Source organism: Agrobacterium sp. A3-95, from assembly GCF_053521785.1.
Genome location: NZ_JBNWDR010000012.1, coordinates 92,227 through 110,702, shown reverse-complemented (window position 1 = coordinate 110,702; position 18,476 = coordinate 92,227). Strand labels below are relative to the sequence as shown.

15 protein-coding genes are annotated in these 18,476 nt (G+C 59.3%); 12 read left to right on the top strand and 3 right to left on the bottom strand.

The window, feature by feature from the left end; all coding sequences use genetic code 11:
• The first annotated feature begins 39 nt into the window (after nt 1-39).
• From ACQZ5Y_RS25240 to ACQZ5Y_RS25230, 3 genes are read left to right on the top strand one after another with little or no spacing between them, the layout of a single operon-like run.
• Nucleotides 40-771, top strand: coding sequence for an SDR family oxidoreductase (locus ACQZ5Y_RS25240; protein ID WP_013762241.1), 732 nt, complete (start codon nt 40-42; stop codon nt 769-771).
• Nucleotides 772-796: 25 nt separating this feature from the next.
• Entirely contained in the window at nt 797-2,407 is a 1,611-nt protein-coding gene (locus ACQZ5Y_RS25235) for an FGGY-family carbohydrate kinase (RefSeq protein ID WP_174050949.1), read from the top strand.
• A 55-nt stretch (nt 2,408-2,462) separates the two neighbouring features.
• Nucleotides 2,463-3,188: an SDR family oxidoreductase gene (locus ACQZ5Y_RS25230; RefSeq protein WP_174050951.1), complete on the top strand. Its 726-nt coding sequence runs from the start codon at nt 2,463-2,465 to the stop codon at nt 3,186-3,188.
• 67 nt (nt 3,189-3,255) lie between these two features.
• On the opposite strand, the gene proP is transcribed toward ACQZ5Y_RS25230, so the two are convergent.
• A complete protein-coding gene (gene proP, locus ACQZ5Y_RS25225; protein ID WP_174050953.1) occupies nt 3,256-4,776 on the bottom strand; it encodes a glycine betaine/L-proline transporter ProP in 1,521 nt (506 codons plus the stop codon).
• 189 nt (nt 4,777-4,965) lie between these two features.
• Nucleotides 4,966-5,262 (bottom strand): PRC-barrel domain-containing protein, encoded by a 297-nt coding sequence (locus ACQZ5Y_RS25220; protein WP_003518197.1) that lies wholly within the window; start codon nt 5,260-5,262, stop codon nt 4,966-4,968.
• A 215-nt stretch (nt 5,263-5,477) separates the two neighbouring features.
• Here ACQZ5Y_RS25220 and ACQZ5Y_RS25215 point away from each other — a divergent pair, with 215 nt between their 5' ends.
• From ACQZ5Y_RS25215 to ACQZ5Y_RS25200, 4 genes are all read left to right on the top strand, one after another.
• Nucleotides 5,478-6,317, top strand: a complete 840-nt coding sequence (locus tag ACQZ5Y_RS25215) for an inositol monophosphatase family protein (RefSeq protein ID WP_111842405.1) — start codon at nt 5,478-5,480, stop codon at nt 6,315-6,317.
• A 53-nt stretch (nt 6,318-6,370) separates the two neighbouring features.
• Nucleotides 6,371-6,979 carry a dual specificity protein phosphatase family protein gene (locus ACQZ5Y_RS25210; protein WP_019566888.1) on the top strand — a complete coding sequence of 203 codons (609 nt, stop codon included), beginning with the start codon at nt 6,371-6,373 and terminating at the stop codon, nt 6,977-6,979.
• Nucleotides 6,973-8,655: a metallophosphoesterase family protein gene (locus ACQZ5Y_RS25205; protein ID WP_174050955.1), complete on the top strand. Its 1,683-nt coding sequence runs from the start codon at nt 6,973-6,975 to the stop codon at nt 8,653-8,655. The genes ACQZ5Y_RS25210 and ACQZ5Y_RS25205 overlap by 7 nt, the downstream gene beginning before the upstream one ends.
• A gap of 97 nt (nt 8,656-8,752) precedes the next feature.
• Entirely contained in the window at nt 8,753-10,396 is a 1,644-nt protein-coding gene (locus tag ACQZ5Y_RS25200; RefSeq protein WP_025595112.1) for a Na/Pi cotransporter family protein, read from the top strand.
• A gap of 48 nt (nt 10,397-10,444) precedes the next feature.
• Here the strand turns inward: ACQZ5Y_RS25200 and ACQZ5Y_RS25195 are convergent, their stop codons facing one another.
• A complete protein-coding gene (locus tag ACQZ5Y_RS25195) occupies nt 10,445-11,431 on the bottom strand; it encodes a LacI family DNA-binding transcriptional regulator (RefSeq protein WP_174050957.1) in 987 nt (328 codons plus the stop codon).
• Between the two features lie 518 nt (nt 11,432-11,949).
• Here ACQZ5Y_RS25195 and ACQZ5Y_RS25190 point away from each other — a divergent pair.
• The 5 genes from ACQZ5Y_RS25190 (at nt 11,950) to ACQZ5Y_RS25170 (ending at nt 18,435) form a co-directional block, all read left to right on the top strand.
• On the top strand, nt 11,950-13,803 hold the full coding sequence (locus ACQZ5Y_RS25190; protein WP_003518186.1) for an ABC transporter permease: 1,854 nt from the start codon (nt 11,950-11,952) through the stop codon (nt 13,801-13,803).
• The gene (locus tag ACQZ5Y_RS25185) at nt 13,803-14,936 is read left to right on the top strand and encodes an ABC transporter ATP-binding protein (RefSeq protein WP_174050959.1); all 1,134 of its coding nucleotides are present in this window, start codon (nt 13,803-13,805) and stop codon (nt 14,934-14,936) included. The genes ACQZ5Y_RS25190 and ACQZ5Y_RS25185 overlap by 1 nt, the downstream gene beginning before the upstream one ends.
• A gap of 44 nt (nt 14,937-14,980) precedes the next feature.
• Nucleotides 14,981-16,108 (top strand): ABC transporter substrate-binding protein, encoded by a 1,128-nt coding sequence (locus ACQZ5Y_RS25180; protein WP_174050961.1) that lies wholly within the window; start codon nt 14,981-14,983, stop codon nt 16,106-16,108.
• 64 nt (nt 16,109-16,172) lie between these two features.
• Nucleotides 16,173-17,273, top strand: coding sequence for an ABC transporter substrate-binding protein (locus ACQZ5Y_RS25175; protein WP_111804665.1), 1,101 nt, complete (start codon nt 16,173-16,175; stop codon nt 17,271-17,273).
• 73 nt (nt 17,274-17,346) lie between these two features.
• Nucleotides 17,347-18,435, top strand: coding sequence for an ABC transporter substrate-binding protein (locus tag ACQZ5Y_RS25170; protein WP_035200115.1), 1,089 nt, complete (start codon nt 17,347-17,349; stop codon nt 18,433-18,435).
• The last annotated feature ends 41 nt before the right edge of the window (nt 18,436-18,476 follow it).

Sequence of the window (18,476 nt, the reverse complement as noted above, 5' to 3'; positions counted from 1 at the left end):
GCCGGCCCGGAAACATCTTCATAAACGCAGGAGAATTAAATGTCTGAATTGCTGCAAGGCAAGATCGCGGTCATCACCGGCGCCGCGTCCGGTATTGGCCTCGCCACCACCGAGGCGCTGCTGGAAAACGGTGCAACCGTCGTCATGGTAGACTGGAACGAGAAAGCCCTGAATGAACTTGTCGGTAAACTCGGCAAGCGCGCCATCGCGCAGGTCACGAACCTTCTGGATGCAGACAGCTGCAATGCCATGATCCCGGAAATCCTTGAGAAGGTCGATCACATCGACATTCTCTACTGCAACGCAGGCACTTATATCGGTGGCGATCTCACCGAAACCACGCCGGAAGCCATCGACAAGATGTTGAACCTCAACGTCAATGCCGTGATGAAGAATGTACAGGCCGTCGTGCCGCACATGTCGGAGCGCAAGACCGGCGACATCATCGTCACCTGCTCGATCGCCGGACATTTCCCGACCTATTGGGAACCGGTCTATTCGGGTTCGAAATGGGCGATCACCAGCTTCGTGCAGGGCATGCGTCGCCAGATGATCCCGCATGGTGTGCGCGTCGCGCAGGTCTCTCCCGGCCCGGTCGTCTCGGCCCTTCTGGCAGACTGGCCGGAAGAAAATCTTCGCAAGGCCAAGGAATCGGGTAGCCTCATCGACGCGAGTGAAGTGGCCGATGCGGTTGTTTACATGCTGACCCGCAAGCGCACCGTCACCATCCGCGACATGCTGGTGCTGCCCACCAACTTCGACCGCGTTTAAACTACACTCCCAAGGAGTATCGCAAATGGCTTCCTACCTGATTGGCGTCGATGTCGGTACCGGCTCTGCCCGTGCCGGTGTCTTTGATGTGGCGGGCAGGCTTCTGGCCACCGCCAAGCGCCCGATCACGATGCATCGTGAAGACGGCGGCATAGCCGAACAATCGAGTGGTGAGGTTTGGAAAGCCGTTTGCGACAGCGTGCGGGAAAGTGTCTCGCGCGCCGGCATAGATCCCGTAGCCGTGGTTGGCATCGGTTTCGATGCCACCTGCTCGCTCGTGGTGCGCGGGCCTGAGGATGAGACCCTTCCGGTCGGCGCGCCGGATCATCCAGAGCGCGATATCATCGTCTGGATGGATCACCGCGCCGTCGAACAGGCGGAGCGGATCAATGCGGGCGAACATGCCGTTCTGAAATATGTCGGTGGCCGGATTTCCCCGGAAATGCAGACGCCCAAGCTGCTCTGGCTTCGCGAAAACAGGCCGGGTATCTATGCGCGCGCCGAGCACTTCTTCGACCTGACGGACTTCCTGACCTGGAAAGCCTCAGGCGCGCTCGATCGTTCCGCCTGCACGGTTACCTGCAAGTGGACTTATCTCGCCCATGAGGAACGTTGGGATGCGGAATATTTCACCCGCATCGGGCTTGGCGATCTAGCGGAGCAGGGATTCCGCCGTATCGGTGAAAGCGTCGTTCATCCAGGCACGGCGCTGGGTAATGGTTTGACCGATGAGGCCGCAACAGCCATGGGGCTGGTTACTGGAACTGCCGTTGCCGCCGGTCTGATCGATGCGCATGCGGGGGGTGTCGGCACGGTGGCTGCGGGCGGCGACGCTTCGCGGTGCCTCGGTTACGTCTTTGGTACCTCTTCCTGTACCATGACAACCACCTCGGAGCCGGCTTTCGTGCCGGGTGTTTGGGGTCCCTATTATTCCGCCATGGTTCCCGGCGCATGGCTCAATGAAGGCGGCCAATCCGCCGCCGGTGCGGCCATTGATTATCTGGTGCAATTGCACCCGGCATTTTCAGAGGCAAAGGCGCTTTCCGAGGAAGAAGGCAAGTCATTACCTGCATGGCTTGCCGACCGTGCACTTGCTTTGGCCACGTCTGCTTCCGCTGCCGTGAAGATTGCCGAGAATTTTCACGTGGTGCCGGAGTTCCTCGGCAACCGCGCGCCCTTCGCCGATCCTCATGCCCGTGCCATCATTGCCGGTTACGGCACCGAGACGGGGGTGGATTCGCTTGTCGCGCTTTACGTGGCGGGGCTTCTCGGCCTCGGTTACGGGCTTCGCCAGATCATCGAGACGCAGGCGCGTCATGGCGCTCCCGTGGAAACGATCAGTGTCAGCGGCGGCGCGGGCGCGCATCCGCTTGCCAGACAATTGCTGGCGGATGCGACGGGGCTCCCTGTTGAACTCACTGAATGCGAGGAGCCGGTGCTTCTGGGATCGGCAATGCTCGGTGCGGTTGCTGCCAAGGCCTATCCCGACCTGATTTCCGCAATGCCCGCCATGTCGCGTATTGCCAAATATTCGGCGCCGGACGCTGCATTCAGCCAAGTGCACCAGTCACGCTACGACGCGTTTCTGGCACTGCAGAATGCGGCGCGCGCCATTCGTTCTGCAAACCATTCCTGAAGCGCCACACGCTTCCATCGTCCGGCCGTCTTGGCCGCAAAATAAAGAGGATTCCATGCAGTTTTCTGGAAAATCCGTCATCATCACCGGCGCAGGCAAGGGCATCGGCCGTGCCTGCGCTATCCTGATGGCCGCGCGCGGTGCTGAGGTCGTGGCAATCAGCCGGACCCAGTCCGATCTCGACAGCCTGAAAAGCGAAATCGGTGGCCGCTCGATCCGCGTCGATCTTGCCGATGTGGCTGCAACGCGGTCCGCAATGGCCGAAGCGGGTCCTTGTGATTTTCTCATCAGCAGCGCTGGCATCAACGTGCTCGAAAGCGTGCTTGATATGAGCGACGAAGGTTATGAGGCTGTGCTCGGCATCAATCTGCGTGCCGCGCTCGTCACCTGCCAGGAATTCGCCCGTGCCCGCGTGGCAAAGGGCGGCGGTGGCGCAATCGTCAACATCACGTCAATTGCCGGTCATCGGGGTTTTCAGGATCATCTCTGCTACGCGGCCTCGAAAGCGGGGCTTGAAGGCGCAACCCGCGTTCTTGCCAAGGAACTCGGGCCGCACGGCATCCGTGTCAACGCCGTGGCGCCGACCATCACGCTGACTGAACTGGCTGCCGAAGCATGGAACGATCCGGCCAAGAGCGCACCAATGATGGTTCGCCATCCGCTGCAGCGCTTTGCGGAGGCCGAAGACGTGGCACAGAGCATCGCACTGCTTCTGTCAGATGATAGCAGCATGATTTCCGGCGCGGTGTTGCCCATCGATGGCGGGTTCCTTGCCGTCTGACGTTTAAAGGGATGCGCGGGGTGCAAATGCATCGCCGCGCATCCTCTTCCAGGACTGGATATCCCGCTCAGGTCAGATCCGGATGTCTGCCAACCAGCTGGTTGCGTTTTGCCTGAAGAATTTCCTTCTGTTCTTCAAGTTTGAGCAATTCGTCGTCTATCTCATCGACGCTTTTCTCAATGTGCAGATATTGCTCTGCAAGAAGCGACTTCGCTTCCTTTCGGCTAGACGCATTCGGCGTGTCGCCATAAAGCGGCCGGTTGGCGGTTTCCTTGAGGAAAAATGTCGTCACAATGCCAAAGATGGCCGCGACCATGAGATAGTAAGCCGGCATATAGATATTTTCCGTTACCTCCACCAACCATGCGGTGAGTGTCGGCGTGAGCCCGGCAACGATGATCGAGATATTAAACGCGATAGCCAGCGCGCTGTAGCGGATGCGGGCCGGGAAAAGGGCCGGGAGGGTGGATGCCATGATCCCGATCAGGCAGTTAAGTGCGACCGCCAGGATGAGCAGGCCGAAGAAAATCTGAACAACCTGTCCGCTGGCGATGAGATGAAATGCCGGCAGTGAAAGAAACAGGATCGCCGTGCTGCCAACCGCCAGAAACGGCCTGCGTCCGATCCGGTCGCTCAAAAGCCCGATAGCGGGCTGGACGAACAGCATGCCAACCATAATCGCGATGATGATGAGGACGCCATGGTCCTCGCTGTAATTCAGCGTCTTCGACAGATATGTTGGCATGTAAGTGAGCAGCATGTAATAGGTGACGTTGGTCACGAGGACCATGCCTATGCATATTGCCAGCGAGCGGGAATGTTGGCTCACGATCTCGGCGATGGGAACCATGGGGCGCTCTTTCAGCGACTGCCGGTCTTCTTCTTCGGAGCGCTGCAGGCGTTCGGTGAAGGCTGGTGTTTCTTCTGCCGCGTGGCGCAGATAAAGCCCGATCAGCCCGAGGGGTGCCGCCAGGAAGAACGGAATGCGCCAGCCCCAGTCGAGGAACTTGGCTTCACCCATCGCGGTGCTGAGCAGCACGACGAGTCCCGCGCCAAGCACGAAGCCGGCGATGGAGCCGAAGTCGAGCCAGCTTCCAAGGTAACCGCGCTTCCGGTCAGGCGCGTATTCCGCCACGAAAATGGCCGCACCGGTATATTCTCCGCCAACGGAAAACCCCTGGGCAAGCTTGCATAACAGCAACAGAATGGGTGCCCATATGCCGATGGTGGCATAACCGGGGATGAGGCCGATACAGAAGGTGCTCGCGGCCATGATGATGATTGTCAGTGAGAGGACTTTTTGACGCCCGAATTTGTCGCCCATGGCGCCAAAAAATACGCCCCCCAATGGGCGGATGAGGAAGGGGACGGAGAAGGTTGCGAGCGCCGCCACCGTTTGAACGGCGGGTGACGCGTCAGGGAAGAAGACCTTGCCGACGGCATAGGCGACGAAGCCGTATACGCCGAAGTCGAACCACTCCATCGCGTTACCGAGAGCGGCTGCCGTAACTGCTTTTTTGACCTTCTCGTCATCGATAACGGTGACGTCGTCGATGCTCAGCGGAGTGGCCTGTATCTCGTTGTTCAATCGCTGTCCCCCTGAACTGCATTGCGCCCGAATTTTTTGAGCGCCATGAAAATGCTCGATACGCTTAAGCGTTCCATCGGTCGGCAGAACAATCGGGCCTTAGCTCATCTTATGGGGAGGGAGTATGGGCGGGGTCGCCCGACAGGAGAAAAAAGAACGCCCGGCTGGTAGCCGGGCGTTTTTTAAAGATTAGTGGTGATGCTCAGGCATTTCCTTGAGCTGATCCTTGGTCCACGATGTAATCGCGTGGACATCGCCGTCTTCATCGCGCATGAAATCGAGATCGCTGAGCGGTACTGCGACGGGCTTTGCGCCGATGCCGAGAAAGCCGCCGACGTCGATGATCGCGGTGCTTGCCGCGCCGACGCCATGGACATGATCGACCTTGCCGACCTTGTGGTCATCTGCGCCATAAACTGTTGCACCTTCCAGAACCGACGGGGTCAGTTCGGTTTCAACGAGGCGTACGTGATTGGCGTGATCCATTTTTCTTCCTCCTGCTTGTGTTGCGATATGGAAACTCCCGCAGTGCAAAACCGTTCCATCGCGTCTGGGGGATTTTGGGCCAAACCGGTTGTCTGAACGCTTTGGGGACTGGTATGAACTCCAGCGGACCGCCTGCCGCAAAATCACGCTTGAAAAGATTGAACACGTGTGCAATATGAACGCGTGTTCAATCTTTTGAGAGATGGTTATTCCGCATGGACCTGATGCCTTATCCGGATACGTTGGCAGCCCGTGCCGAACTGTGCCGCAGCGTTATTCTTTCCGCCGGGGAACTGGTGCTGAAAGGCTTTCAGGGCGAGGCGACACGCAGCTTCTCGATGAAGGGCCCGCAGGACTTTCTGACGGTGACGGATGCAGCCTCCGAAGCGCATATTCGCGGCGCGATCTCGGCCTGCTTTCCTAAGGACAGTTTTTTCGGCGAGGAGGGCGGCGGTGTGATCGGTGATCGCGTCTGGGTCGTTGATCCCGTGGACGGCACCGCAAATTTCGCCCGCGGCATTCCGCACTTCTGCATCTCCATCGCCTATGTCGAAAACGGGCAAACCGAAATCGGCGCTATCTATAATCCGGCTCTGAATGAACTTTATTTCGCCCAGCGCGGCGAGGGGGCAACGCGTAACGGGCAGCCGATCCAGGTTGCGCAGACGGAACGTTTCGATGCGGCCTCGATCGAAATGGGCTGGTCGACCCGTATCGCGAATGCCACCTATCTTGATGTCGTCAAGAACCTGCTCGATATGGGCACCAACGTGCGCCGCGCCGGTTCCGGTGCGCTGGCGCTTGCCTATGTGGCCGATGGCCGCTCCGATGCCTATCTCGAATTGCACATGAATTCATGGGATTGTCTTGCGGGACTGCTACTCGTCAGCGAAGCTGGCGGCGACGTCTGCCCTTTCCTGGAGATCGGTAGTCTTGAAGATGGCGGGCCGGTGCTGGCCGCAGCCAGCGGTGTTGCAAGCGGCGTCAGCCGGGCATCGAAGATACCTTTGGCAGAGCGGCAACCTTCGGATCGGCAGCGGGCCGTATCGGCCTGAGTTTAGACGAGCGCCCGTCCGTGAAGGGTGCTTGGTGCATGTGGAGGAATGAGATGGATGGACCCGTTTATGCCCGGCCTGCGATCAGCCTGATTGCGGAAGGGCTCGGCCCGCGTAACGTTGCGCTCTATATCGGCGGCAGCGATGGTGCGAGCGACCTTGGGCTCCTTCACCGGCACGGCATTACCACCGTCGTCAACTGCGCCGTCAATCTGGATATCAATCTCGTGCAGGCGTCGGCGGAAGATGGCGACAGGTGCGCGGTGGGGTATGGCGATATCCGTTATTATAAGCTCGGTCTTATCGACGGCGAAGGCAGTCCGGACACGATGATGCTGGGGGCCTATTATATTCTCGACGGCGCATTGCGGCAGACCATGCCAAAACGCGAAACCTATCCGTTCCCCGATGGCGGCAATGTGCTCGTCAATTGCCGCAGCGGCCGCAGCCGCTCGGTATCGCTGGTCGCGCTTTTCCTGCACAAGCAGCAGCCGCATCTTTACCCTAACCTCGACGATGCACTGGCTGTGATCCGCACGAAGCGGGAATTGCGGCCGGACGAATGGTTCGAGACACCGAAACCGATGCTCTATGCTGCTGCCCGCCGCGCTTCCGACTGGATCGATATGGTCGAAGGCAGAAAGACTGTCCAACCATGCTGAAACGCACGCTTCCTTCCGTCGCCGTCATTGCCGACGCCCATTTCCATGACACGGCGGCCGATTTCGGTTTTCCCGGCATAGAGGTCGATGGAGAACGCATCACCATGCGTAGCTGGTCGGATACACGCGAATCCACCCGTGTTTTCAACGAAAGCGCCGATGCGCTGCATGCTGCACTCGAAGAAGTGCGGCAGCGGGGCATTCGCCATGTGGTGCTGCTTGGCGACTATACCGACGACGGCCAGCGCGCGACATCCGAAACGCTGAAGGGTATTCTGGAGCGTCATCGTGATACCCATGGCACCGCCTTTTATGCGCTGCCCGGCAACCACGATATTTTCGGCCCGCGTGGCCGACATCATACCAAGGAGTTTCTGACGGAGAACGGCAAATGCCTTTCCGTTTCAAGCGATGCGCGGCGGGCCGGTGATCGGGTGGTGATCAGCAACCGGATGTATTGCGAAGGCTACCCCGTTGGCCTTGGCCCGATGGCGGCTTTCGGATATTTCCGCCAGCCGGACTATCTGCATTGGGAAACACCGTTCGGGCTTTCCGATGCGCCGGAAGATCGTCTCTACGAGGTGCGTTCCCCCGATGGCACCAATATCTACCGGCTGATGGACGCATCTTATCTGGTTGAGCCGGAGCCGGGCCTCTGGCTGCTCATGATCGACGCCAATATTTTCGAACCGCTTGACGGCGCTTTCGAGACGGGTGAGGAAGCGGCTTTCACCGACAGTACCTCTGGCGGCTGGAATGCGCTTTTGCGCTGCAAGCCCTTCATCATCGACTGGATTGCCGATGTGCGCGAAAGAGCGCAGGCGCTCGGCAAGACTTTGCTCGGCTTTTCGCACTATCCGGCGCTCGATCCCTTCGATGGCGCAAGCGGTGCCGAAAGTGCGCTGTTCGGCGAAACCAACGTCGTGCGCCGTACGCCGCGCAAGGCGGTTGAGGATGCGCTGGTTGAGGCGGGGCTCCAAGTCCATTTCAGCGGACATCTGCATGTGGAAGGCGTAACCCGGCGTGGGGAAGGGGAAACCTCGCTCACAAATATCGCCGTGCCGTCTCTGGTTGCCTTTCCACCCGCCTTCAAGGTCGTCCATCCCCAGCAGCACGAGATTTCCATCGAGACGGTGGAAATGGCCGCGCTGCCGATTAACAGCCGCATTTGCCGGGGGTATGCGCAGGAAATGGCACTTGCGGGCGAGGATGAGGACCGCGCATTTGCGGCCGGCAATTATGGTGATTTCCTGCTTGGCCACAAACGCGCGCTTATCAGGCATCGTTATTTCATCAAGGAGTGGCCAGCCGGGATCGTGTCGGCGATTGCGGATAAAACCATATCCGAGGTTATCGGCCTGCTTGGTGAAAAAAGCCTTGCCTCGCATGATGCCGGGCTTTCCTCCGATCTGCCGATGTTCGAGCTTATTGCTGACTGGTATTGCCTGCGTCAAAGCGCGGGTCTGGCGCTTGTCCATATCGCGCCTCAACGGCTTTCCCTTTACCGGATGCTGGCGGAGCGGTTCGGCCGTGAGCCCGATCACCACGACGGTTCGGTTAAGAGTTTTATCGAAATCTTCTTCGGTGCCCTTGGGCTGTTTCTCGACCGTGCCGAAGGCGGTTTGCGGCATCTGGAGCTCCGTGTCACACCGCAACTCCAATCCGTTGCGGTGTGATCCGTAGGTTTTTTCGACGCAATCCGCGATGTGAACGGGGCAGATCAACGTCCCCTCGGGGAAGAGTGGCGGCAAGCAGGACAGGCGAGGTGATCTATTGGAATCGGTCGTTGTCAGCATCAATCTGTTCGGCGCGGTGGCGCTGCTGCTTTTCGGCCTTGGGCAGATCAAGGACGGAATGTCGCGTGCCTTCGGTGCCAAGCTTCGCATCGGGCTTGCCGCCGGTACACGGGGTGGGTTTCGCTCCTTCATCGCCGGTCTCGTGGCGACGATCGCCCTGCAGAGTTCGACAGCCACGGCGCTGATGGTTGCCTCCTTCGTTGAAAAAGACTTGATCGCACCGGCGATGGCGCAAATCGTGCTGCTCGGCGCGAATGTGGGCACTGCGACGACCGCGTGGATTGTCGCACTCGGTCTGGGCTGGCTGTCGCCGATGCTGATCCTTGCCGGTGTCATCCTGTTGCGTGGAAAGTCGGTGCAGCGGCAGGGTGCGGGTGCTGCCCTTGCCGGTGTCGGCCTGATGCTGCTTTCCCTGCATCTTCTTTCTGCGGCGACGGATCCGATCCGGCAGTCGCCGGCGCTTAACCTCTTCATTTCCATGCTCGGCAATGCCTGGCCGGTCGCGTTGATCTTTTCCGCGGTGCTGGCCGTGCTGGCATCATCGAGCCTTGCCATCGTCGTCCTCATCCTGTCACTTGCGGCAAGCGGCGGCATTGAAACAAGCCTCGTTATCGTGCTGGTACTCGGCGCCAATCTCGGCGGCGCGGTTCCTCCGGTGCTGGCGACGTTGAAGGCGCCGGTCGCGGCGCGCCGGGTGGCGCTTGGCAACCTCATCGTCCGGACCACCGGCTGTGTCGCAGCCCTGCCTCTTGCCGGGTACGGCGCGGCACTGCTCGACATGTCGCCTTTCTCGCACGCCAATCTAGCGGTCGATGCGCATCTCCTTTTCAATCTTGCTGTTGCCGCGATCGCATGGCCGCTATCGCCGTTGTTGCTGCGGATGACGACCGCGCTGCTGCCGGAAAAAGAGGGAGCCGAAAGCCGCCGCAGCTATCTCGACAGTCATGATCTGGGTCAACCGGTTGCGGCGCTTGCCGGTGCAAGCCGCGAGGTCATGCTGGTTGGTGACCTGATCGAGCGCATGCTGCGTCAGGCGAATGACGCCATGCGCGACAGCGATCTTTCCAAACTCAATGATATCAGCACGCTGGAAGGCCGGGTCGATAGTATCCAGCATGCCATCAAGGTCTATGTCTCAAAGGTGGGCCAGGATGGTTTGTGCCAGAAGGATCAGCGACGTGCGATGGATATCGTTGAATATGCCATCAATCTCGAACATATCGGCGATATCATCGAGAAGGGCATCCGCCCGGAAATCGCCAAGAAGATCAATCTTGGTCTCAGGTTTTCCGATGATGGCAAAAGCGAGCTGGAACGTCTATTCTCCATCACGCTCGACAATATCCGCATGGCGCAATCCGTTTTCGCCACCCGCAATGCCGACCTTGCCCGTCGGCTGGTGGAGGTGAAGGAAGATGTGCGACGGCTGGAAAAACAGTCATCGGAGCGACATCTCCAGCGCCTGCGCGACGGCCTGACCGACAGCATCCAGACAAGCTCAGTGCATCTCGACATGTTGCGCGATCTGAAGCGCATCAACGCCCATATCGCCGCCGTCGCACATCCGATCCTCGATGAAAGCGGTCTCCTGATCGAAAGCCGGATCAAGCAGGCGGGTTGAAGCCATGCCAGTAAAACGGCGCTGTGGTTTTTGTCCGGGAGTGCTCTTCTAGCGCGCGGTGATCCTTTCGACCATCTCAACGGGCACGACCTGAAGCCGGGTCTCGGGCTCGTCGCTGTCGAGGGCGGTCAGGACCTTCTCGGTCAGCGCGTCAAAGGATTGGGCAACGGTCGTCAGCTGATAGCTTTTCCAGCCCGCCTGCGGAATATCGTCGAAACCGACAATCGACAGGTCTTCCGGAATTCGGCGGCCCATCTCTAGCCTTGCTGCATCCATGAAGCCGAGTGCCAGCAGATCAGTCACGCAGAAGGCGCCGTCTATTGTCTTGTCCGTCAGCAACTCGCAGCCTGCCTGATAGCCGCTGTCATAACTCGTCGGACCGCCCGACCATGGAACGACCTCGATACCCTCGATGCTCATGCGCTGGGTGAAAGCGCCGGCGCGGCGCAGCTGTGCCGGTGTCTGGCTGCCGCTGGAAACGACCGCGACCTTTCGGCATTTAGCCGCCATAAGCCGCATGGCGGCGAGATCGGCGCCGTGGGAATCGTCGCTCAGCACCATGTTCGTATCGGTCCGGTCGAGGCGCTGGTTGATGAGGATGAGGCGCACGCCATTAGCAATGCATTCGTCGACAATCGAGGCTGGCGGCTCGCCGGAGAGTACGACGATGGCCTGGGCGCGAAACTCGAAAAGCAGTTCGATCAGCGGCGCGATATCCTTGCGTGCATCGGCCGCATTCAGCAGCAGGCATTGCAAGCCGCGACGCAGAAGGCCGATGCTGAGGAGGTCGAGCTGTTTTGAAATAAACGGCGAGCTGAGATTGGCACCGACCACCCCGATGAGATTGGATCGGTCATTGTTGAGGCCCTGGGCCAAACGGTTGACGCGGTAGCCAAGCTCATGCGCGGCTTTCAACACCTTGCGCCGGACGGCCTTCGATACGCTGCCGCCGGGGGTGAATGTGCGCGAGACGGCGGAGCGCGAGACACCAGCCTTTTTCGCCACCTCTTCGGCCGTCACGAACCCTCTCGCCATTCAACTTCCCCGTTGCAAAACCACATGTCTGATATCACAGGCCATAAGGGCCGACTATTCCAATCGAAATATTTCAGGTGCGAAGCGCTCTTGCTGATGGAAGGCGGTTCTCGCTTTCGCCGGCAAATATATCGTCCTTTCCATTTTCATTCTGCGGGAAAAATTGACTGCTTGTGCGTCGATAAGAAAATTTGCAAAACGCGTTCAATAAAACCATTTAAAAACAATGACATATATCAATGATCACGTGTGCATTTTTTCGTTGACAAAATGCCGTTTAGGATGGATCATGCATTCCAAGGTTAAGCGCTATATGGAATATTTATTCCACGTTTTGCTTGCCGGCGATGTTTCCGGGAGGAGCTGGATCATCGTTGCTCGCGGGCCTAATGTGCCCGCTGCTGAAGCATTGACGCATTGCTCATGTTCGACGCACGCGCCGCCTGTTCCGCAGGTTGCGCGCAGGCAGATGCTTGCCGGCGTGTCCGAGCAATGTTGCGGCCATATGGGGAGGAATAATGGCTCTTTTAAGCGAATCAACGAAGGCGGAGGCACTGGGGCGTCCCCCGGCGACCGCGCCTTCGGCATGGCAGGCCTGGCGATATCGCCTCAAGGTCGCGCTCAGGGAGCCGACGACGCTCATCGGCGTGCTGACGGCGTTACTTTTCACCTATCTGATCGTCGTTCCGATCATCTCTATCGTTCTGGATGCCGTCCGTGTCCAGTTCGGCCACGAACGGCGTCTTGGCAAAGATGTCGGTGATCTCACGCTCTATTATCTCGACAGGGCGTTCTTCTCGCCCGTCGCAACGGATCTTTTCTGGCATCCGCTCTTCAACACGCTCACCGTCGCTTTGGGGGCGATTGCGCTTTCGCTTGTTATCGGCACGGTGCTTGCCTGGCTTATCAGCCGCACGGACATGTTCGGTCGCCGCTGGTTCGCTACCGCGCTGATCGTGCCCTACATGCTGCCCGCATGGACCTTCGCTCTCGCCTGGACGACGCTGTTCAAGAATCGCACCGTTGGCGGCCAGCCCGGCTGGTTCGAGGCGATGGGCCTGACACCGCCGGACTGGGTGGCCTATGGGCGCTTCCCGATCACCATCATCCTTGCCCTGCATTACACACCTTTCGTTATCCTGCTGTTCGGCTCGGCGCTGCGCCGCTTCGACTCGCAGCTGGAGGATTCGGCCCGCATTCTCGGCGCTCATCGTTATCAGGTGGCTTTGCAGGTCATCCTGCCCTTGATGCGCCCGGCGCTGCTATCTTCCATGGTGCTGATCTTTGCAAAGTGCCTCGGCGAATTCGGCGTACCCTATGTTCTCGGGCTTCCCGTGAAGTTCGAAGTCCTCTCGACATCGCTGTTCCGCAGCATCGCCTCGCGGCAGACTGGCGTTGCCGGTGTCGTTGCGGCCTCGATCATGCTCATCGGCATCATCACGCTGATGATCGATGCCCGCTTGGTTCGCGAAGCCCGCCGTTTCGTGACGATCGGCTCGAAGGGGTCGATGAACCGGCAAAGCCGCCTCGGCAAAATGCGTCTTCCGGCAACGGGCTTTGCGGCCGCTGTTTTCATTCTCAGCGTCGGCCTGCCTTTGCTCACCCTCGCTCTCTCGACCGTCATGAAGATGCCGGCCAAATTCACATTCGACAATTTCACGCTCGATTACTGGATCGGCAGCAATCTCAACACGGTGGCCTTGCAGACCGGCGTTCTTTTAAGCCCCGATCTATGGGCAGCCGCGAAGAACACGATGATGATCGTTGGTCTTGCCTCGCTCACATCTGGCGTCCTCGGCCTTCTGGTCGGGTATGTCGTCATCCGCACGCCGGTGCGCGCCCTGTCGGTCTATCTGCGTCAGGTCACGTTCCTGCCCTATCTCGTGCCCGGCATCGCTTTTGCTGCCGCCTATCTCTCGCTGTTTGCGGTTCCACGCGGGCCGATGCCGGCGCTCTACGGCACGGTGACGATCCTTATCCTCGCACTGATTGCCGACCAGATGCCCTATGCCTCGCGCGCCGGTATCTCGGCCATGACACAGCTTGGAAAGGACCCGGAAGAGGCAGCACAGATAGCCGGTGCCGGTTGGTTCCGCCGCATGGTCTCGATCGTCATCCCGATCCAGAAGGGATCGCTGGTGACGGGGGTTCTCCTGCCCTTCATCTCGGGCATCAAGGGCTTGAGCCTGTTTGTGATCCTCGCGGTGCCGAGCACGGATGTTCTGACCACCTATTCGCTGCGGCTGGTCGACTACCACTATACGCAGGCCGCAAACGCCGTGGTGCTGATCATCGCTGGCATTGCCTATTTCGGTACCCTGTTGGCCCAGAAGCTGACCCGCACAAATCTTGCAGAAGGACTTGGAAGCTGATGCCTACCATCAACCTGCGCGGGGCGCAGAAGAACTACGGCGTGAATTCCGCAAATGCGGTTTCCGATCTCGATCTCGAAATCCGCGACGGCGAATTCATGTGCCTGCTTGGCCCTTCCGGCTGCGGCAAGACCACGACGCTGCGCATGATCGCGGGTCTTGAAAACCTCTCCGGCGGTGAAATCCGTGTCGGCGACAGGGTGATAGATTCCGTCAATGACGGCATATTCGTGCCGCCGGAAAAGCGCGAAATGGGGCTCGTCTTCCAGAGCTACGCGCTCTGGCCACATCTGACCATCGAGCGCAACACCGATTTCGGCCTGCGCCTGCGCAAGCTGCCGAAAGCCGAGCGGGAGGCACGCGTCGAGCGCGTCATGCAGGCGCTAGACATTGCCAAGTACCGCGACCGTTATCCGTCACAGCTTTCCGGTGGGCAGCAGCAGCGTGTGGCGCTGGCCCGCATGCTTGCCGTCAATCCCGGTGTGCTGCTTCTGGATGAGCCGCTGTCCAACCTCGATGCCCGGCTGCGGCTGGAAATGCGCGCCGAGCTGAAGCGGCTGCACAAGGAGTTCAAGACCACCATCGTCTTCGTGACGCATGACCAGTGGGAGGCAATGACACTTGCAACGACAATCGCCGTCATGAACGAGGGCACACTCCAGCAGATGGGTACGCCGAACGATATCTACGACCGTCCGGCCAACCGCTTCGTCGCCGAATTCGTCGGCAGTCCGCCGATCAATATTCTGACCTTCGGCCAGCCCGGCGTGTCTGATATCGCCGACAATGCGGAGGCTTATTTCGCAACACGTTATCCGCAGTTGCGCGGCATCGCCTCGGTCGGCATGCGGCCAGAGGCGATGGGTTACACGGCAAGGTCTGAGGATGTACCGCAGGGCAGCCTCTTCGGTGAAATGACGGTGACCGGCGTGCTTCCGACGGGCGGCAGCTGGATTCTCGAATTGAGCAGCGAGAACCACACGCTGTTCCTGACCACCCATGCCCTGCCGCGCGTCGATAGTGGCGACCGTGTGTTTTTCCACGTGCCTCCCGACGCCCTGCATGTGTTCGACGCAAAAGGGCAACGGATTACCGAAGCGGACGCCGTGCTGAGGAGCAGTAGCTACAACTGACAACGATGAAAAGACTGACAATCGCTTGCTGAAGGAGGAGCAGTATGAAGCGGAAAATGACGGGCGGCCTTAGCCGTCTCCTGTGTGCAACGGCAATTCTGGCAACGTTTGGCGGCGTGGCGAAGGCGGGGGAGCCTTTCGACCTCAACGCCCTGATCGAGGCTGCCAAAAAGGAAAAGCCGATCACCGTCTATGACAGCACGGGCAAGATCGTGGAAATGGCGAAGAATTTCGCCAAGAAGTATGGCGTGGGCGCGGAGGGTGCGAAGGTAAAGGCAACAGCGCAGCTGGAGATGGTCATCCGAGAGGCGCGGGCCAACAATATTCAGGGTGACGTCTCGATCATAAGCGATGCCCCGGCGGCGATGGCACAGCTTATTCCAATGGGCTTTGTCGAAAGCTGGTTGCCGCCGGATCTCGCTGGCAATATTCCGCCAGAATATCAGGATCCGCTGACCGTCGTCACCAGCGCCAATGTCTGGGCCTACAATACCGAGCTTTTCGACAAATGCCCCGTTTCCAATATCTGGGAACTGACCGACCCGAAGTGGAAGGGCAAGGTGGCGATGCAGGATCCGCTCGGCAAGGCATCCTATGTCGACTGGTTCAACCAGATGGCTAAGCATGGCGATGGAGAGGTGAAGGCGGCCTATAAGGCGCTTTACGGCAAGGACCTCAAGACCGCAGAGTCAAGCGCGACAGCGGCCTGGGTCAAGGCACTTGCCGCCAACGCGCCGCTGCTGACCGATGCCGATGCAGCGGCGGCGGAAGCCGTTGGCACGCCTGGCCAGAAGCAGCCCTTCATGGGCCTCATCAGCTCGGCGAAGTTTCGCGATAATGCCGACAAGGGCATGAAACTCGGCCTCTGCAAGGAGCTGAAGCCGTGGATCGGCTGGCTTTATCCAGGTGTCGGCCTGATCACCAAGGGCACGGATAGCCCCAATGCTGCAAAGCTCTTCATTCACTACGTCATGACTGCTGAAGGCATCGCGCCGCAGGCGATCGACGGCAAGATGTCCACCAACAAAGACGTGAAACTGCCCGCCGACGAACCTTCGGGTATCGGCGCCGTGCTCGACCGCGTTCTGCCCTACAGCATGGCCACCAGCCTGGAAGACTGGGATGCGCGCGAAACCTGGCAGGACTTCTGGCGTGTGAATTACAAGAAATAACGGGGGGACCGACACAGTGAATATCATGACCAAGAACCGATGTGGTGGCGAGCGGCGGCGGCGGATGGCGGCTTCAGCCCTTTCCCTTATCTTCTCGCTGGCGCTTGGCGGTGTTGCCCACGCGCAGGACGCCTTTAATCTCGATGCGCTCATCGACGCCGCGAAGAAGGAAAAACCGATCACCGTTTATGCGGTGACCGGCAAGATCGTCGACACCGCACAGGCCTTCACCGCCAAATATGGCGTGCAGGCAAGCGGCAAGAAAGTGAACGAGGCAACTCAGGTCGAGTTGATGATCCGCGAACATCGCGCCGGCAATGTCGTCGGCGATGTCAGCGTCGCAACGGATGTCGCCTCCGCCATGGGGGAACTTCTGCCGGAAGGCATTGCCACCAGCTGGTCGCCACCGGATATGGAAAGCGATATTCCGCAAAAGCTGCGCGATCCGCTCGTGGTCGTTTCGGATCCGCATGTGTGGACCTACAATACCGAGAAATACGACAAATGCCCGGTCACCAACATCTGGCAGCTGACGGAGTCGCGTTGGAAGGGCAAGCTTGCCATGCTCGATCTCTTCGACAAGCCGCTTTATGCCGACTGGTTCAACCAGATCGAAACCCATCATGATGCCGATGTCGCCAAGGCCTATGAGGAGCTTTACGGCAAGAAGCTGGAAACGGGTGAAAAAAGCGCGACGGCTGCCTGGGTGAAGGCCTTTGCCGAGAACGCTCCCCTGCTGACGGACTCGAGCACGGTTGCCGATGCGGCGGGCGCTCCGGGACAGACCGATCCCTTTTTCGTCATCACCTCGGCGGCGAAATACCGCGATAATGAGGCCAAGGGGCTGAAGCTCGGTCTTTGCAGCGGCGTAAAACCGTTTTCCGGGTTCCTCTATCCCGGCTTCGGCCTGATTGCCGGGCAGACCAAAAGCCCGAATGCTGCAAAGCTCTTCCTTCACTATCTGATGACGGAAGAGGGCATCGCGCCGCAGACGGTCGATGGCAAAATCTCCGGCAACACGAAAATCGGTCTGCCGGCGGACGAACCATCGCGGGTAGCCGATCATCTCGACGAGTTGATGGCCTTTGATGCCGCAACGGCGGCCGACGACCTCGACAAGCGCGAAGGCTGGCAGGATTTCTGGCGTGTGAACTACAAAAAATAGCGGCAGGGCAGGCGTGAGCCTGCCTTGCCTTTTCCTTGGGAGGGGAACGATGAGAAGAAGCAGATTTTTACCGATGACGGCGATAGCCATCGCCGTTGCAGGCATATCCGCAATGGGGGCTGCAGCCGAAGAAACCTTCGATCTCGATGCGATCTTGGCGGCGGCGAAGCAGGAGAAGCCGATCAATATCTACGACAGCACCGGCAAGATCGTGGAGATGGCCGACAAGTTCAGCGCCAAATACGGGTTAAAGGCGACAGGCGTGAAGGTTTCCGCCAACAGCCAGCTGGAAATGATCATCCGCGAAAGCCAGTCCGGCAATGTGCAGGGCGACGTGGTGCTGATCACCGATGCGCCATCGGCGCTCGCGCAGCTTCTGCCGGCGGGTTTTGTCGAGAATTACCTGCCGGGCGACATGGTTGCGAAAATCCCGGCGCAGTTCCAGAACCCGCTGGCAATCTCCACCAACGCCAATGTCTGGGCTTACAATACGGAAGCCTATGATAAATGCCCGGTGACCAACATCTGGGAACTGACCGAGCCGAAATGGAAAGGCAAGGTCGCCATGGTCGATCCCTTGAGCAAGAGCACCTATACGGACTGGTTCAACCAGCTCGAAGCCCACGGCAACGAGAAGGTGGCGGCCGCCTACAAGGCCCATTTTGGCAAGGATATCGAAAAGGATGCGGCCGCAGCCTGGATCAAGGCGCTGGCGCAGAACGGCCCGCTTGCCACCGATGGCGATGACCCGGTGGCAGAGGCCGTCGGCGCACCCGGCCAGAAGCAGCCCTTCTTCGGCCTGCTCAGCTCTGCCAAGTTCCGCGACAATGCCGACAAGGGCTACAAGCTCGGCCTCTGCACTGGTCTCGATCCCTGGGTCGGCTGGACCTACATCAAGCTTGGGCTCATCGCCTCCAAGACCAAAAGTCCGAACATGGCGAAACTCTTCGTCCACTACATACTGACGGAAGAGGGCATCGCACCGCAGATGAAGGACGGCAAGCTGCCGACCAATATCGACATCAAGATGCCGGCTGACGAGCCGTCGGGGCTGATGAAGGTTGCCGACAGGCTGATGGGTTACGAGTCCGCCACCGGCCTCAACGATTTCGATCGTCGCGAGGAATGGCAGGATGTCTGGCGCGTTAACTACAGGAAATAATCCAGGCTGGCGCGGTCCTGCCGCGCCGGTCCCTCCTTTGC

Bases quoted from the DNA above. Each gene is read 5' to 3' on its own strand.
- ACQZ5Y_RS25240 (WP_013762241.1), top strand. From the start codon at position 40: ATGTCTGAATTGCTGCAAGGCAAGATCGCGGTCATCACCGGCGCCGCG.
- ACQZ5Y_RS25235 (WP_174050949.1), top strand. From the start codon at position 797: ATGGCTTCCTACCTGATTGGCGTCGATGTCGGTACCGGCTCTGCCCGT.
- ACQZ5Y_RS25230 (WP_174050951.1), top strand. From the start codon at position 2,463: ATGCAGTTTTCTGGAAAATCCGTCATCATCACCGGCGCAGGCAAGGGC.
- ACQZ5Y_RS25220 (WP_003518197.1), bottom strand. From the start codon at position 5,262: ATGGATCACGCCAATCACGTACGCCTCGTTGAAACCGAACTGACCCCG.
- ACQZ5Y_RS25215 (WP_111842405.1), top strand. From the start codon at position 5,478: ATGGACCTGATGCCTTATCCGGATACGTTGGCAGCCCGTGCCGAACTG.
- ACQZ5Y_RS25210 (WP_019566888.1), top strand. From the start codon at position 6,371: ATGGATGGACCCGTTTATGCCCGGCCTGCGATCAGCCTGATTGCGGAA.
- ACQZ5Y_RS25205 (WP_174050955.1), top strand. From the start codon at position 6,973: ATGCTGAAACGCACGCTTCCTTCCGTCGCCGTCATTGCCGACGCCCAT.
- ACQZ5Y_RS25195 (WP_174050957.1), bottom strand. From the start codon at position 11,431: ATGGCGAGAGGGTTCGTGACGGCCGAAGAGGTGGCGAAAAAGGCTGGT.
- ACQZ5Y_RS25190 (WP_003518186.1), top strand. From the start codon at position 11,950: ATGGCTCTTTTAAGCGAATCAACGAAGGCGGAGGCACTGGGGCGTCCC.
- ACQZ5Y_RS25185 (WP_174050959.1), top strand. From the start codon at position 13,803: ATGCCTACCATCAACCTGCGCGGGGCGCAGAAGAACTACGGCGTGAAT.
- ACQZ5Y_RS25180 (WP_174050961.1), top strand. From the start codon at position 14,981: ATGAAGCGGAAAATGACGGGCGGCCTTAGCCGTCTCCTGTGTGCAACG.
- ACQZ5Y_RS25175 (WP_111804665.1), top strand. From the start codon at position 16,173: ATGGCGGCTTCAGCCCTTTCCCTTATCTTCTCGCTGGCGCTTGGCGGT.
- ACQZ5Y_RS25170 (WP_035200115.1), top strand. From the start codon at position 17,347: ATGACGGCGATAGCCATCGCCGTTGCAGGCATATCCGCAATGGGGGCT.